General features: G+C 39.1%; 11 protein-coding genes and 4 pseudogenes. 11 read left to right on the top strand and 4 right to left on the bottom strand.

Annotation, left to right across the window (positions count from 1 at the left end; genetic code table 11):
• Positions 1-30 precede the first annotated feature (30 nt).
• From eno to LEUFL_RS0103275, 10 genes and pseudogenes are all read left to right on the top strand, one after another.
• Entirely contained in the window at positions 31-1,356 is a 1,326-nt protein-coding gene (gene eno, locus LEUFL_RS0103320; RefSeq protein WP_010007448.1) for a phosphopyruvate hydratase, read from the top strand.
• Between the two features lie 66 nt (positions 1,357-1,422).
• Positions 1,423-1,998 (top strand): DNA-3-methyladenine glycosylase I, encoded by a 576-nt coding sequence (locus LEUFL_RS0103315; RefSeq protein ID WP_010007447.1) that lies wholly within the window; start codon positions 1,423-1,425, stop codon positions 1,996-1,998.
• A gap of 83 nt (positions 1,999-2,081) precedes the next feature.
• Positions 2,082-3,590 (top strand): HD domain-containing protein, encoded by a 1,509-nt coding sequence (locus LEUFL_RS0103310; RefSeq protein ID WP_010007446.1) that lies wholly within the window; start codon positions 2,082-2,084, stop codon positions 3,588-3,590.
• A pseudogene (locus LEUFL_RS09465) lies at positions 3,587-5,712 on the top strand (RNA degradosome polyphosphate kinase). Before LEUFL_RS0103310 ends, LEUFL_RS09465 begins: the two are co-directional and overlap by 4 nt.
• Positions 5,713-5,736: 24 nt before the next feature.
• The gene (locus LEUFL_RS0103300; RefSeq protein WP_010007442.1) at positions 5,737-6,711 is read left to right on the top strand and encodes a Ppx/GppA family phosphatase; all 975 of its coding nucleotides are present in this window, start codon (positions 5,737-5,739) and stop codon (positions 6,709-6,711) included.
• Positions 6,712-6,762: 51 nt separating this feature from the next.
• On the top strand, positions 6,763-8,274 hold the full coding sequence (locus LEUFL_RS0103295; protein WP_010007441.1) for a peptide chain release factor 3: 1,512 nt from the start codon (positions 6,763-6,765) through the stop codon (positions 8,272-8,274).
• Between the two features lie 41 nt (positions 8,275-8,315).
• A pseudogene (locus LEUFL_RS11255) lies at positions 8,316-9,229 on the top strand (RluA family pseudouridine synthase).
• Positions 9,230-9,546: 317 nt separating this feature from the next.
• Positions 9,547-10,329: a helix-turn-helix domain-containing protein gene (locus LEUFL_RS0103285; protein ID WP_010007440.1), complete on the top strand. Its 783-nt coding sequence runs from the start codon at positions 9,547-9,549 to the stop codon at positions 10,327-10,329.
• A 160-nt stretch (positions 10,330-10,489) separates the two neighbouring features.
• Positions 10,490-11,239, top strand: a complete 750-nt coding sequence (locus LEUFL_RS0103280; RefSeq protein WP_010007439.1) for a helix-turn-helix domain-containing protein — start codon at positions 10,490-10,492, stop codon at positions 11,237-11,239.
• A gap of 50 nt (positions 11,240-11,289) precedes the next feature.
• Entirely contained in the window at positions 11,290-11,652 is a 363-nt protein-coding gene (locus LEUFL_RS0103275; RefSeq protein ID WP_010007437.1) for a hypothetical protein, read from the top strand.
• Positions 11,653-11,798: 146 nt separating this feature from the next.
• Here LEUFL_RS0103275 and LEUFL_RS0103270 read toward each other — a convergent pair whose 3' ends face one another.
• From LEUFL_RS0103270 to LEUFL_RS0103255, 4 genes and pseudogenes are all read right to left on the bottom strand, one after another.
• On the bottom strand, positions 11,799-12,533 hold the full coding sequence (locus tag LEUFL_RS0103270) for an MIP/aquaporin family protein (protein ID WP_010007435.1): 735 nt from the start codon (positions 12,531-12,533) through the stop codon (positions 11,799-11,801).
• A gap of 112 nt (positions 12,534-12,645) precedes the next feature.
• Positions 12,646-14,675: pseudogene (locus LEUFL_RS11250) on the bottom strand (copper-translocating P-type ATPase).
• Between the two features lies 1 nt (position 14,676).
• Positions 14,677-15,059 (bottom strand): annotated as a pseudogene (locus LEUFL_RS11245) (BlaI/MecI/CopY family transcriptional regulator).
• A gap of 272 nt (positions 15,060-15,331) precedes the next feature.
• Complete coding sequence (locus LEUFL_RS0103255; RefSeq protein ID WP_010007432.1) at positions 15,332-16,105, bottom strand: glucose 1-dehydrogenase; 774 nt, start codon at positions 16,103-16,105, stop codon at positions 15,332-15,334.
• A gap of 199 nt (positions 16,106-16,304) precedes the next feature.
• Here LEUFL_RS0103255 and LEUFL_RS0103250 point away from each other — a divergent pair, with 199 nt between their 5' ends.
• Complete coding sequence (locus tag LEUFL_RS0103250; protein WP_010007431.1) at positions 16,305-16,802, top strand: hypothetical protein; 498 nt, start codon at positions 16,305-16,307, stop codon at positions 16,800-16,802.
• Positions 16,803-16,818 lie beyond the last annotated feature (16 nt).

Here is a 16,818-nt window from a genome sequence, read left to right as displayed (position 1 = left end):
AAAACCAGCAAACAAAAGGAGAATGGACACATGTCTTTAATCACTGATATTATCGCACGTGAAGTCTTGGACTCACGTGGTAACCCAACACTTGAAGCAGAAGTCATTACTGAATTAGGCGGATTTGGTCGCGGTATGGTACCTTCAGGTGCCTCAACTGGTGAACACGAAGCTGTCGAATTACGCGATGGTGACAAAGCACGCTTTGGTGGTAAGGGTACAACAAAGGCCGTTGCCAATGTTAACGATGTTATCGCAAAGGCTTTGGTTGGTAACTATGACGTTACAGACCAACGTGCAATTGACCAAGCTATGATCGACTTGGATGGTACTGAAAACAAAGGTAAGTTAGGTGCCAACGCTATTTTGGCTGTCTCAATTGCCGCAGCACGTGCTGCAGCCGATGAATTAGGTGTGCCTTTGTTCTCATACATTGGTGGTATGAATTCATACGTATTGCCAACACCAATGATGAACGTTATCAACGGTGGTGCTCACTCAGCTAACAAGGTTGATTTCCAAGAATTCATGATCATGCCAGTTGGTGCACCTTCAATCAAGGAAGCTATCCGTTATGGTTCAGAAACTTTCCACGCTTTGAAGAAGTTGTTGGAAGCTGACGGTAAGGCAACTTCAGTTGGTGATGAAGGTGGATTCGCACCTGACTTTGCTAACAACGAAGAACCTTTGGAATACTTGATTCGTGCCATCGAAGCTGCTGGTTACAAGCCAGGTCAAGATATTGCTATTGCTGTTGACGTTGCTTCTTCAGAATTGTGGGATGCTGACAAGTCAAAGTATGTGCTACGTTGGTCAACAGAAGAAGAATTTACAACATCAGAATTCATCAAGTACCTTGAAAACTTGGCAGACAAGTATCCTATCATTTCAATTGAAGATCCTATCGATGAAAACAACTGGGATGATTGGGCACAAATTACTGCTGAATTAGGCAAGAAGGTTCAATTGGTTGGTGACGACTTCTTTGTTACTAACACAGACTACTTGGCTAAGGGTATTAAGATGGGCGCAGCTAACTCAATCTTGATTAAGGTTAACCAAATCGGTACTTTGTCAGAAACACTTGACGCTATCGAAATGGCCAAGGAAGCTGGTTATACAGCGATTGTTTCACATCGTTCAGGTGAAACTGAAGATACAACAATTTCTGACTTGGTTGTGGCTACAAACGCTGGTCAAATCAAGACAGGTTCAATGAGCCGTACAGATCGTATTGCTAAGTATAACCAATTGATTCGCATTGAAGAATTGTTGGGTGACGTTGCTAAGTATAAGGGTATTCATTCATTCTATAACTTATCAGCACAAGCTCGCGAAAATATTCAAAGCAAGTAATCATGACAATAAAGAATCGTCCTTCGGGGCGATTTTTAGTACATATGATAAGGAGTGAGCGTAAAAATGGTACAAAGGTGTTCATGGCTGTCACATTATCCAGTTGATGCATTAATGACGCAATATCATGATGAAGAATGGGGGAATCCTCAAGATGAAACAGATCAAGACTTATTTGAAATGTTGAGTTTAGAAATTTTTCAGGCTGGTTTAAATTGGCGGATTGTCTTACATAAACGTCTAAACTTGCGACAGGCCTTTCATCAATTCGACATTGGTCGTGTTGCGGACATGACAGCAGATGAAGTTGAACTTTTGTTACAAGATACTGGTATTATCCGTAATCGTATGAAAATCGAAGCAACAGTTCACAATGCCACATGTATTCAAAGCATTCAAGAGACATTTGGTAGCTTCTCGAACTATATTTGGCATTTTACGCAAGGATCAGTGGTAAACCATCAGGTTACCGATTATAACGCAATAGCGGCTAAAGATGCACTCTCAGAACGTGTTGCTAAAGATATGAAAAAACGTGGCTTTAAATTTACGGGACCGGTTACGATATATGCGTTTTTACAGAGTATTGGTATTATTAATGATCATGAAGTGGGGTGCGACTTCAATCCAGATAATGCATAAATGTTGTTATAAAGCCCTTTAGGATATGGTAAGATTAATTTAAAATACACGTTTATTGCATACTAGTGTCAGAGGGAGCGGCAATGGTAAAACATTTTATTGGCAATATCTTATTAAGTAGTAACATGGCGGAGTTACAAATCTCTAATCAAAGTGGCAAAATAATTGAAGCTGTGAAACGTAACCTTACAGAAGTTGACCTGAGGAAAAGTAAACAGAAATTTTCGCCTGATTTGGTACAACGTACATTAGAACAGCTGCAACGTTTTAACCAACTTTTACGTGATTATGGCGTAATCGAGGTTTATTTGTTTGGTACTGAGCGTTTGAGTCGTATTGTCAATGCTGTTTATCTAGTGGATCAGATCGAAAGTGAGACAGGCTTACGGTTAAAATGGTTAAATGCGAATCAAGAGAGTTATTACCGACAAATTGCAATGCGCGCTAACGGTGATAATATCAATGATATGTTGGCACAAAATGTGTTTGTTATGGGGATGACATCCGACAGACTAGACTTGGGTTATTATGAAGCACAACAATTTCGCTTTAATCAACATTCAGCGATAGGGCCAATTCGTTTAGCTCAAACGATTAACCAATTAGCTGTAGAGACAGTTGATCAAATGGCGTTCACAAATGAATACATTAGTAGTAAAATGGCTGATTTCTGGCATATGTTGCCTGAGCATCAGAAAAGTGAAACGCTGATTATTCAAGGTAGCGAAATGTTACAGAAAATATTGCTGTCGGATCAAGCCAGCAGTACATTTTTGAATCAGCAACATCTTGATACGTTATTGCATGATTTTAATCTCATGTCTGATCAAGCTGTGAGTGATAGCTATCATATTGAAGTGAGCCAAGTACCCTTTGCACTAACAGAGATGCTTTTAGTCGAACATGTGCGTCAGGCAATTGGTGCCAAGCAAATTTATATCGTGCGCCTTAATGTATTAGACGGTATCGTAGCAAACTTATCCCGCCATCAAAATGGTGAAAAAGATATCATGACAGCTGCTCGTGGTATTTCAGATCGTTATTTGGTGGAACGACAACATCGTGATGTTGTTTTGGATTTTGCATGGCAACTATTTGATCGGTTAAAAAGAGTGCATCGTTTAGAAAATAGAGACCGTTTATTGTTGGGTGTTGCCGCGCTCGTCCATGATGTGGGGAGCTTTATCAATTCTCAGCGCCACTATCAATATTCAGAAGAAATTTTGAAGGGCATTGATTTTTATGGCTTATCAACCACTGAACAACGCATGATTGCTGCCATTGCGCGTTATCATAGTGCAGAAGTGCCAGATAGTAATTTACAAGAGGTACAAGAATTTTCACCGGTTCAGCGTATTCGCATTGCTAAATTATCAGCATTACTCAGATTAGCTGATGCATTAGATGATAGTCGTCGGCAAAAAATAACGAAATTAAGTATCTCATTAAAAGATCAAAATATTGTCGTTGTGGCTAGTAGTGAACAAGATTTGCAGTTAGAAATCCTAGTGTTTAATCAAAAAGCGCGCTTTTTTGAGTCTGTGTTTGGTCGTGCGGTTAAATTGAAGCAACGGAGGCAACATTTCTCATGACAAATGAACTAAAAAATCCACAATATTACGTTAATCGTGAGGTAAGCTGGCTAAAATTCAATGATCGTGTTTTGGAAGAAGCCCGTGATTTACAGAATCCATTGCTCGAACGTGCCAAGTTTTTGGCTATTACGCAAAGTAACCTAGACGAGTGGTACATGGTACGTGTTGCCAGTTTGCGTCAACAAGTGAAGTTGGGACATACTAAGTTAGATGCAGCGGGGATGACACCGCTCGAACAACTAACACAAATTAGTGCCTTAGCTGGGAAACAAGTAAAAAATCAATATCAAACGCTGGCACGTAGCATTCTACCGGCAATGGAACGAGCAGGGTATACTTTGGTAAAGCCAGAAGCGTTAGCGCCGGATCAAATTGCCTTTGCACAACGCTTTTTTGAAAAAGAATTATTACCGGTTCTAACGCCGATGGCAATTGATGGCACGCGACCATTTCCCTTTTTGGCTAACGACACATTGAATATTGCGGTACGTTTAAAACAGCAAAATGATAATAATGATGATAAAAAATTTGCCGTGTTACAAGTGCCTAATACGTCCGGGCGTGTTATTAAATTACCGCAAGCGGGACAAAGTATTTTAGTTGAAGATATTATTCAACATTTCATTGCCTCATTATTCCCTGGCTTTATCGTAAAAGAAACGGCTGTTTTTCATGTTTTGCGTGATATGGAGTTAGACGTCGCCGATGACGAAGATACACCAAATATCTTGCAAGAGGTACAAACTAAGCTCCAAGAACGTGAACGCGGTCAAGTGATTCGTGTGATGTTTAGTTCGCGGGCTAGTAAACATCTCAGAAAACAAATTTTGAATCCATTAAGCATTGATGAATCACGCGTTTATGATGTTAACGGTCCGATTGATTTATCATTCATTAAGAGCTGGCTTAAGTTAATAGATGAACCAGAATTAGAATATAAGCCGTTTCAAGCTTATGAAAATCCTGGATTAGATGCGGAACATATATTTGAAAATCTACATGTGCATGATTATCTATTACATCACCCATATGATACATTTAAGTCAGTTGTTGATTTCATCCGACAGGCGTCATTAGACACGCAGGTTTTAGCGATTAAAATGACATTGTATCGTGTTTCAGGAAACTCACCTATTATTAAGGCGTTGGGCTATGCTGCCGAGCAAGGCAAGCAAGTGACGGTGTTAGTAGAGATTAAAGCGCGTTTTGATGAAGAAAATAATGTGCATTGGGCCCGTGAACTTGAAAAGCGTGGCGTTCATGTGATTTATGGTCTTCGTGGTCTCAAAACACATGCCAAAGCTGCCTTGGTTGTACGTCGTGAAGACGATACTATTCGTCGCTACGTTCATTTGGGAACAGGGAATTATAATGATGTCACGGCCAATTTCTATACGGACATGGGAATTTTGACATCTGATAGTGAAATAGGAGCTGACGTGGCCGCCATTTTTAATATTTTGACTGGCTATTCAGATCTTGAATATTTCCATCAATTGCATATGTCACCAGATGGTATTCGTGAGTATATTTATCGTAAAATCGATGATGAAATTAAAAATGCGCAAGCAGGTAACCCAGCTGAAATCTTTATGAAATTTAATTCTTTGTCTGATGAGCGCATGATTCGTCATCTATATCGTGCTAGCCAAGCTGGTGTTAAAATTCGTCTTATTATTCGCGGTATTAACATGTTAAAAGTTGGCATTCCAGGTATTAGCGAAAATATCGAAGTACATTCTATTGTTGGCAGATTCTTGGAACATAGTCGTATTTATGGTTTTCATAATAATGGTAATCCACAAATCTATCTATCCAGTGCTGATCTGATGACGCGTAATCTTGATCGCCGTGTAGAGTTGTTATTTCCCATTAAACAGGCAACTTTACGTGACGAAGCACTCAATATTTTTAATACGATGTGGGAAGATAATGTCAAAACCCGCGTTGCACAAACGGATGGCACTTATGCCAAAAGAGACCGTCGTGGCGTTGCAACTGTTAATGCACAACAGGCCTTTATTCAACAAGCCGAAGTGCAGGTAGAACGTGTGCGCCATGAGCAAAAACAAAAACAATACCCAAATTTGAACCACTAAATAATCCATTTACGCAATAAATTTAGTCATCTGAAAGGTATAATATGGCAATAATAGCAATAATTGATTTAGGCTCCAACTCTGTTAGAATGACAGTTAGCGAATATCATCAAGATGGTTCGTATCGTGTTTTGGCACGTCGTCAAGAAATGGTACGCTTATCCAAAAAAATGGGAACGCATAAGATCTTACAGCCCGAAGCAATAGCTCGAACGATGAAAGCTTTAAAATCCTTTAAAATGACATTAAAGGATTACCCAAAGGCACAGGTCGTAGCAGTTGCGACAGCTGCAGTAAGGCAAGCTAGTAATCAGGCTGAGTTCTTATCATGCTTTAAAGAAGAACTTGAAATGGACTTGCGGGTACTGACAGGCGAGGAAGAAGCTTATTATGATTATGTGGGTATTGTGAATACGTTGCAGGTGCCGAATGCATTGATTCTAGATACGGGTGGTGCATCAGCTGAATTAGTATTAGTTCGTCAGAACCAAGCAGCCCATGTCATCAGCTTACCAGTGGGCGCTGTATCTATTAGTGAGGCCTACTTAGAAAAGGACATAATCTCTGCTGCTGGATTGTTTCAAGCATCATTGGCATTGCGCCAACTATTCAACGATGTGTCATGGCTAGCCGATGCTAAACGACTGCCCATCATTGCATTGGGCGGTAGTAATCGAACCCTTGCCAAGATATCTCGGCGGCAAGGTCAAGATATCGACTTGCCAATTCATGGTTATCATTTGAGTAGTCAAGACGCGACAAAGATTTATCACAGCATTCTCAGTAAAGGGTTGGAAGCGCGTAAACAAGTACCGGGATTAGCTAAAGAACGTGCAGATATCATTGTTGGCGGTCTTTTACCATTGATTGAGCTATCGTTACGACTGGTAAGTCAACAGGTTATCTTCTCACAAAGTGGCTTGCGTGAAGGTATTTTATTTGAAACCATTCAACAACAAACTGGACATCAAGTTGTCTCACCAGAACCAGCGGCCATGACGGTCGATGTTGATGAATAATTATGGCACGAGGGCTAGTGTTACCAACGTTTTTAAGGTAAACTATTGATTATGGAAAACTTTCAAGAACAACTAAAAGATCGGCGTACTTTTGCGATTATTTCTCATCCTGATGCCGGTAAAACAACATTAACAGAACAATTACTTTTGCATGGTGGTGTGATTCGCGAAGCTGGAACAGTTAAGGGCCGTGGCTCAAACAAGTTAGCTTCTTCTGACTGGATGGCCATTGAACAACAGCGTGGTATTTCAGTAACTTCCTCTGTCTTACAGTTCGATTATGAAGGTAAGCGCATTAATATTTTGGATACACCTGGACACGAAGATTTCTCTGAAGATACTTATCGAACATTGATGGCAGTTGATTCAGTTGTTATGGTTGTCGATGCCGCAAAGGGTATTGAGCCACAGACAAAAAAGCTATTTGAAATTGTTTCACAGCGTGGTATCCCAGTTTTCACATTCTTTAACAAGATTGATCGTGATGCACGTCATCCATTGGACTTGGTTGACGAGCTAGAGAGTACCTTGGGTATTCAAGCTTATCCAATGAATTGGCCAGTAGGTTCAGGTCATATATTACAAGGCATTTATGATTTGCGTCGCCAAGAACTAATCGATTTTCCGAATGCAACGCCTCATCCAGAAGTTGTTGATGAGACGATGGACGAAGTGGAATTATTGCAAGATGCGGGGAATGACTTTGACCAAGAAGCTATTGCGAAGGGCAAGTTAACACCCGTATTCTTCGGATCAGCATTGGTGAACTTTGGGGTTACCGAATTTTTGCGTGAATATTTGAATTATGCCCCTTCACCGGCTGCTGCTAAGACAGTAGATGACCGTGAAGTGCAGCCAGAGGATGAACAGTTTACTGGCTTTGTCTTCAAAATTCAAGCCAACATGGATCCAAGGCACCGTGATCGTATTGCTTTTGTTCGTATTGTCAGTGGTGAGTTTAATCGTGGCATGGATGTGACGTTGCAACGCAATGGTAAAAAAATGCGCTTGTCTAATGTGACACAGTTCATGGCCGAGGAACGTGAAAACGTGCAAACAGCCGTACCTGGTGATATTATTGGCCTTTACGATACTGGTAATTTCCAAATTGGGGATACAATTTTCTCAGGTAAAAAAGCAGTTCAATTCCCTGAATTACCTACTTTTACGCCTGAATTATTTAATCGGGTCATTGCCAAGGATGTGATGAAACAAAAATCATATCATAAAGGGATTGACCAGCTTGTGCAAGAAGGAACGATTCAATTGTATAAGTCTTGGTTGGGTAGTGACTATATTATTGGTGCTGTAGGGCAATTGCAGTTTGAAGTCTTCCAATTCAGAATGGAAAACGAATATAATACCGAGATTCAGTTTGAACCAATGGGTAGTAAGGTAGCACGTTGGATTGATCCAAATCAATTAGATGAGAAAATGAGTTCAACACGTAATTTATTGGTAAAGGACCGCTTTGATAATCCAGTCTTCCTCTTTGAAAATAAGTTTGCGATGAATTGGTTTATGGATAAATATCCTGATGTTGAATTAGAAGAAAAGATGTAAAAAGCACGTATCAGTTACGGGCTTTTTTTATGTGGAGATGTATGACAATGTGGACATATCACTTTAAAATCGATGCGGTGGAAGCCGGTAAAACAATTAAAGAATTGTGGGAAGCATGGTATCTACCACAACGCATTCGGGGTGCTTTACGTATTCATCGGACTTATCAAGTTAACGGCCAGTATGTTCCAACTAATTACTTATTAAAGCAGGACGACGACTTGAAAATTGATTTTTTGGCGGACTTTTTTCGAACATCAGATTCACAGTATCAGCCCAATACAGCATGTACCGTGCCCATTATTTTTGAGAATGATGATTTAGTCATTGTGGATAAACCTGCTGGAATGAAGATGCATCCGCATTCACCTACTGAACAAGATACATTATTGCATTATCTTGCAGGATATTTTAAAGTGCAGCAAACAACAAGCGCGGGTACGGTAGCTAGACCTTATATGATTCATCGTTTGGATCGTGAAACATCCGGGCTAGTTATCGTGGCGAAAAATCCAGTTGTTGTACCTATTATGAACCGCTTATTAGCCGACAAAAAATTCAACGAACATATTTAGCTTGGGTGACGGGAAGTGTACCAGCTCGATCAGGTATGATGAATGAACCAATTGGTATAGATGAAAGAGATGAGCGTAAACGGGCTGTCAATGGGCTGGCAGCGCAACCAGCGATTACGAACTGGTATCGTGTGCACGCCGTTTATCAAAATACACTATTGCGGTTGAAACTAGATACAGGTCGTATGCATCAAATTCGAGTTCATCTCGCGTTCCATGGACATCCAATTGTTGGGGATAGCTTATATGGTGACGAAAATGTCTATCCTCGGATGTTATTACACGCTATGAGCATTGGTATGATTATGCCATTTAGCCGGCAAACTCATTTTGTAACGGGGACTTTACCTAAAGACTTTCCTAATCAACTGAAATTATGAAGTAAATAATGTGGTGTTTTTATTTATATGTACGAGTTTAAAAGACAGTAATATAAAACTAATAGCCTAATGGTGAAGTGGTGAATGACATTCACCACTTTTTTTGAGCAATTAAGATTGCGCATGTATTGATTATTGATTAATCATGATAAATCATCACGATGTAGTGTAAAAACACAAAACGTCATTAGATAATGCGCTTACTATCAAGAAAGCAACACCATAATGAAAAATACGCTAGTTTTATTTGCGTGACAAACGCTATTACTGATTGCTAGTATGGATGAGGGACTTCAGATAAAGTAGGGTGGAAAGATATGGGCTTTGAACAAGATATTAAACGTATGCGACTAGAAAAGGGGCTAACACAACAAGAGCTAGCAGAGAGTATTCATGTTAGCCGTCAAACAGTTTCTACTTGGGAGACAGGAAAGAACTATCCTAGTTTAGAAGTTTTGCGGAGTTTAAGTCTTTTATTCAACGTATCTTTCGAACAAATTATTTTTGGAGAGAAACCAACTATGGCAGACAACAAAGAAGTTAACATTGCAACCACTATTGACACAGATATTTTATTAAAGCATAAATATAAGCGAATATCGCTTTTCTTGGGTGTCATATTAAGCTTAGTAGCCATTTGGGCTATAACACTAGCGATAGGCTATCATAATGGTATTAGTCAAATTGATCGCTTTAATCCGTTTTTGCAGTACCAAGTCGGCTATACGAAGTTACCAAATGATGATGTTATTAATCCTCGTAATCGTATCAATAGAGGTTATTGGACACGATGGTTTTCTGATAATGAGATGGGTACATCATGGTCGAAATTAACAGTGACAACCGGTTTGAATCCAGGATTAAAGGAACCATATGTTATGGCATATCACAAGGGGAGTTACGTTAAAATAGCTAGAATTGTGCCGGGAGAAGCGGTCAATACGGTGTCGAAAAGTAATGTTGCAGCGATTAATCAACTCACTTATTCTAAAAAACATGATAATCTGAGTGTAAATACCTCATCAGAAGAAGCATTAAAACAAACACTAAAAAATACCGTACATTTTTCCCAGGCGATCCAAGAAATGGTAGTTGAATGATAAAGATAAGATATATGCTTTAAATGACTATTAGTTCGTTGATTTGACATGATTTTTGGAGACATGATACGCTACGTATCACGATTTTATAGCCATGGTATAATTGATAGCTCGTTTTACTAGATAATTGTCTTCATAATAGATGGTAGAGGTATTTCAGTTGAACATTGGTGATAGAATTAAAGAACAGCGTTTATATAAATCTTGGACCCAAGAACAGTTAGCTCATTTTTTAAATGTATCACGCTCCACTGTTTCAAGTTGGGAAGTTGGACGCAATTATCCAGACTTAGAGACTATTGTAGCTATTAGTGATCTTTTTGAAATATCTCTTGATAAGTTATTGAGAGAGGATAGTATAATGGTCAGGGAAACAAGTAAAAAAGCGAAACATTTTAAATTATATAAAATTGCATTCGTTATATTAAGTATAATTGTTGTATCGTATATTGGGTATAATCAGAAGTTAAAGCATGATGAAACGATCTATCGTGCGAATCTCCAATCCAATGGTTGGAAATTAGATACGAATCCTGCTTCAGGCGGTAATGCCTATGAATTATATCAAAATGGGACAAAGTATTGGACTTATATTTTACCAGCGGGGTTCATTGGTTTTCCATTATCTGAGCAAAAGATTGATGTTATTGTTAAAAAAGGAAAGTTAACCGTTGATGTTCATGGACGGGACACTTTTGAAGTGATTCTATCGGAAAGTAATGACTCTGATATAACCTTTAGTGCTAAAGTTATCGTAGATCAAGAAGGTCATTTTTTGAGTTCGGAAGACAAGATATCTGGTCGTAAAAAAGCACAAATTAAAAAGTATTTATTGTATTATCAAAACGATTATAAACAAATGATTCATAATGGCATGTTACAGAGAAAGCGCATTATAACTAGGCATTGATGATGTTGTATAATTATTAAGCAATTAGAATAATATTATTAGGGGGAACAATGATAGAAGATGTAAGGTTACTATCTCAGGCGGTCAGTGAGATGGCAGACCAACTAGGGGACTCTTTTAGGCGCCCAGTATCTTTGGCTTTAGCTTTAGGTGATATGGGAGGCACTTGGGAAACTTTTAGTAAGATACTGAGTTCAACTAATTTACTAGTTAATACTGAAGATGTGAGTGAATATTCAATAGATGACTTTAGGAAATCTTTTGCTAAAGTAGACCCTCTATTTGCTGATATTAAGGACTTGTATATCGTTAAAATTGTAAATGCTTTGGCACAGGAATATATAGAAGAACTATACATGGTCTCTAAAAAACTAACGTATGAACTAGATGACCGCTATAAAATACCGTATTAATTGATTAAAATAAACAGTTCGAGTAAAAAAGAGGATGCATATGCGTCCTCTTTTTTATATTAAAATAAATGCACGATGATTGATCATGACAAATCACTGATTTAGAGCAACAAAAAAATCGTCCATAGACGATTTTTATTAACAGATTAAGCTTCAGCTTGTACTTCTGTTTCTTCTTCCTTTGTCAAGAAGAACTTTGTTACAACGGCAGCCAATGCGCCACCAGCAAAGTTAGCAATCAAGTAAACCCAAATGTGAGCTAATGCCTTCCCTTGTACGAACAATGCAGGAGCTAATGCACGAGCAGGGTTAAGTGAGCCACCAGTGATTGGCATAACAACAATAATTAAGATACCGAGCCAAAGACCAATGATAATTGGTGCTGGTGTATGGCGTTGCAAAGTTAAGATAGAAACAACCAATACGAACAAGAAAGTAATCACAAATTCAATGGCTAATGCATACCATTCTTGACCATTTGAGAAGTTTGTTTGTCCCAAACCAGCTAAGTTAACGAACTGTGAAACAGTCATACTTTGACCTGAAAGTGCAGAAGTCACAGTTGATGACTTTAAGTAAGGGGCAACACCACCGTAAATAGCAGCAGATGCAAGAATAGCACCTAAGAACTGTGCGAAGATGTAACCGATGAAGTCAATCCAACTCAAGCGCTTTTGAATAGCCATTGATAATGACACGGCTGGGTTAAAGTGACCACCTGAAATTGGGCCGAAAGCATAGATAGCAACAGCTAATGCAACGGCGAATGACAATCCAATAGTGATAGGAGATTGTGCAGTAGCGGCTGAATAAACAACGCTTCCTGTTCCAATTGCTACCAAGATGAAAGTTCCTATAAACTCTGCGATATATTTACGCATGAATTAACTCTCCTTATATGAATGTGCAAAGCACAAATTTAATAACACAATCCATTATACAATAGTAGATTAAACGGTTGTTAAATAATACACTCACTTCTTACATTTTATGCTATTTTTCTGTGAAACTTAAGGCATTTAATGCAACCAAGATAGTTGAGGCCGACATCAAAATAGCACCAATCATTGGATTTAACAAAAAACCAATTGGTGCGAGAACACCAGCAGCTAGTGGAATAGCAAAGATATTGTAACCAGCGCCCCACCAGAGATTTTGAATTTGTTTACGATGTGAGCGTTGGCAAAGTGTTAAGAAACTCATAATTTGTGGTAAATGGTCGGAAACTAAGACAGTATCAGCAGAAGCTTGTGCGACGTCTGCACCAGCACCAATAGCGATACTCAAATCTGCCTGAGCTAGTGCAGGTGCATCATTAATACCATCGCCAATCATCATGACAGGACCATCTTGCTGATATTGTGTGACCAACTGGATTTTATCTTGTGGTGAAACAAGGGCGTGCACGTCATCAATATCTAATGCTTGCGCAACTTTTTGCGCGCTACTGAGATTATCACCGGTTACAAGGACTGGTATCAGATGTTGTGCTTTCAAATGATCAATGAAGGCCTTAGCCGATTCTTTAATGGCGTCGCCTTGACTCACAGCACCAATAACTTTTGTATCAGCAAGTAAGTAAGAAACGCTGTTACCAACTGTCGTATCTACTGGTGAGTAGTCAATATGGTGTTCATCAAGATATCGAGATGAGGCTAGGATATAACGTTGCTGATCAATGATGCCACTAACACCGATACCAGCAATATTATTCACATCATGGGCGATTAGTTGTGGTGCTTTTTTGCTTTTGCATGTGCCACGATGGATGCCGCTAGAGGATGCGTTGATTGTTGATCGAGAGCTGCCATAATAGCTAATGCCCTTTGCGCATCAAAGTCGTAAGTTGTCACTGCAGTTACCGTAAATTGACCAGTTGTTAGGGTACCTGTTTTATCCATTAAGGCATAGCGCAGCATGTCAGTATTTTGTAAAGCTTTGCGGTTTTTAATCAAAATGCCACGTGCTGCAGCTAATGACTTAGTTCGGGCAATAACCATGGGAACAGCCAAGCCTAAAGCATGGGGACAAGCAATAACGAGTATGGTAACTGCAATATTAATTGCATTGCTGAGGCCAGTAATTGGTAACCAGACCACAACGGCCAACACAGCGACAACTAATGCTACCCAGAATAACCATGAAGCCACACGATCAGCTACTGTTTCAATTTGAGATTTGTTATCTTGGGAAGTAGTAAGTGCCTGTTGCAAGCGACCAATGAATGAATAATCACCGATAAACGTTACTTTGACTAATAAGGTACCATTGCCGTTAATCGTACCACCTACTACGGCGCTATCTTTTTGCTTATCAATTAAACGACTTTCCCCAGTCATTAATGACTCATCAACTTGACTATGTCCTTCCAAAACAATGCCATCTGTGGGAAAGCTTTCGCCAGCTAACACTTGCAGTATCATATCTTGCTTAATTTCGGCCAAAGGCATGTCATGAACCATATCATCGTGTTTAACATGCGCGATGCGTGGCAACAATGCTTGTAGTTTAGACGTGGCGTCACCAGCTTGCATAGTGACACTCATTTCAATACGATGACCCAATAACATGATGACAGTTAGTGTGGCAAATTCCCAGAAAAAATCCATCATATGTGGATGCATATGGAACATTTCATTAGCAATAACGGTGTATATGGAATAAAAATAAGTCACAATTAAGGCCATACTAATTAAGCTCAGCATTGCGGGTTTGCGATGACTAAGTTCCATTTTAGCGCCTTTGAAAAAAGGCGGTGTACCCACGATAAATAAAATAGTAGCTAAAACTGTAACCAGCCATATGCTCCCTGTAAAAGTCCATGTGAATGGGAGACTTAGACCCATAAATGGCGCCATAATAATAATTGGCACCATTAAGATTAGAGACCACCAAAAACGTTTGGTTAAGTCATCCATATCCATATCCATACTATTATGGTGATGATTATTGTGCGAAGACGGTGTATGTTGCTGCTCTTGCATGGACATATGGTTATGATGGTCCATATTGTGATGATCCATTTCAACACTTCCTTTCTATTGATAAACAGTTACAGGCAACGGTTTGAGGTGCTGTCTGTTTTTTGTCTGCTAAGAGCACCTCTAAATGGGTAATATCTGTTTGTGATAAAGGGATATCTTTTATAATGTCTGCCAAAGTGGCACCAATATGCATGGCGCACATAGCATTAAGCGTATCCATCAAGATACTTTTCATCGCTACGTTTTCAGTTATAGTAGATTGATAGTGACGGTCACGAACCGCGCCATTGTGCTGGAGATAGCCTTTATGTTCTAAACGCGCAATCAAGGTTTTGATTGTTGAGGGCTGCCAAGAATGCTTTTTTGTAAAATATCAGTAATTTCTCGGCTAGTTGCTTGCCCTAGAGTCCAGACAATGCGCATAACTTCCCATTCACTTGTCGTCATTTTTCTGTATTGTTCATATTGTTAGTCTACATTTGTAGTCTATTTATTGCAACTAGATTGTTTACATCTGTTATAAATCGTCATGCAACCATTAGATGCTACAGAAGATGGGATTAGTGATTACAAGTGTTTCACGTGAAACAAGGCATTACATTCAATATTTTGATATGACATGCTTTGTTATTTTAATGAGGACAAGAGGGTCAAATAAAAAAGCAATCACACAGGATTGCTTTTTTATTTCAGGTTTATGAAAACTTAATACCACCATCAACAGCAATAGATTGGCCAGTAATGTAATCGGCTTGATCACCGGCTAGGAAGCTAACTAATTTAGCAACGTCCTCTGGTTCTTCACCACGACCTAACAGAATACCATCGATAAAGGCTTGACGTGTTGCGCCGATTGGTACATTTTTACGTTCAGCAAAACGTTGATCGATGTCATCCCACATTGGCGTCAATACAATACCAGGGTTGTAGGCGTTGACACGAATTTTATCAGTAGCGAGTTCCTTAGCTGCGGCTTGCACTAGACCGCGTGTCGCAAACTTTGTGGCTGAATAGATACCCAATAATTCCATACCTTCCATACCAGCTATTGAGGAAGCTAAAATAATTGACCCACCATCACCACTTTTACGCATGAGAGATGGCGCAGTTTGAAGAGCCCAAATTTGTGATTTGAGGTTGATATTCAGAATTGTATCGATTTCTTCAGCAGGGGTCTCTTCAATACTATCAACCCAATCAATACCCGCATTAGCAACAAATATATCTAGGCGACCAAATTCTTTATCTGCCAGAGCAATTAAATCTTCGTTGGTTTGACGTTGAGAAACATCACCGGTAAAGGTAACAGCCTTGCCACCCTTATCCGTAATCTTTTTGGCAACCTTATCAAGCTTGGATTGTGTTCGACCATTAATAATAATGGCATAACCATCATCAGCAAGGCGGAGCGCAATACCTTCACCAATACCCTGTCCACCACCAGTAATAATTGCAACTTTCTGCGTCATCTTTCTTTCCTCCATGACTTATATTGTAATAACACCACCATTATATGCCTATTGCTAATCTTTTCACAAATGATCAGCTTGTCATATATTAGTTTAATTATTTTATTTTGAATTTTTGTGTCATATTCATGATTTATCGCTGGTATATGATAGGTGGTTCATTGTATAATCGAGATAAAGCAATGATAAAGGTGATAATATGTCTAAACAAGAAAAATATACAAAAGATGAGTTAATGAAAATTTTTAATATTAGTTCATCAACACTCAATCGTTTTATTAAAGACCATGATTTGTCAGATGACTCTTCACGAACGGTTAGAAATAAGCGGCAGGTTAACGAATATGGTCAAAAAACTTATGCTGCCTTGGCTGAACAATATGAAATTACAGAAGTAGCAACAGAAGAAACACAGGATTTATCTGCAGATGTTTTGCAAAATACGATTGAGCAACAAGAAGAATTGATTGCCGAACTGCGCAGCACTAATGAATACCTCAAACAACTATTAACGAATCAAACGCGATTGGTCGATCAGTCGCAGCAACTGCAATTGAGATTGACGATGGACGATGAAAAGAGTGAAGATAAAGATGGTGATGCAGTGATTGATCATGAATCGGTAGAAGAAAGTCATGATGAATCAAAAGTAAAGGAAGATAAAAAATCCTTCTGGCAGCGAATCAAAGGGAATTAAACGTATCGTAAGCAAT

The sequence above is a fragment of the Leuconostoc fallax KCTC 3537 genome, from assembly GCF_000165675.1.
Lineage (GTDB): Bacteria > Bacillota > Bacilli > Lactobacillales > Lactobacillaceae > Leuconostoc_B > Leuconostoc_B fallax.
Note: the sequence above shows the minus strand (reverse complement) of the source record. Positions and strands in the feature narration are given on the sequence as shown.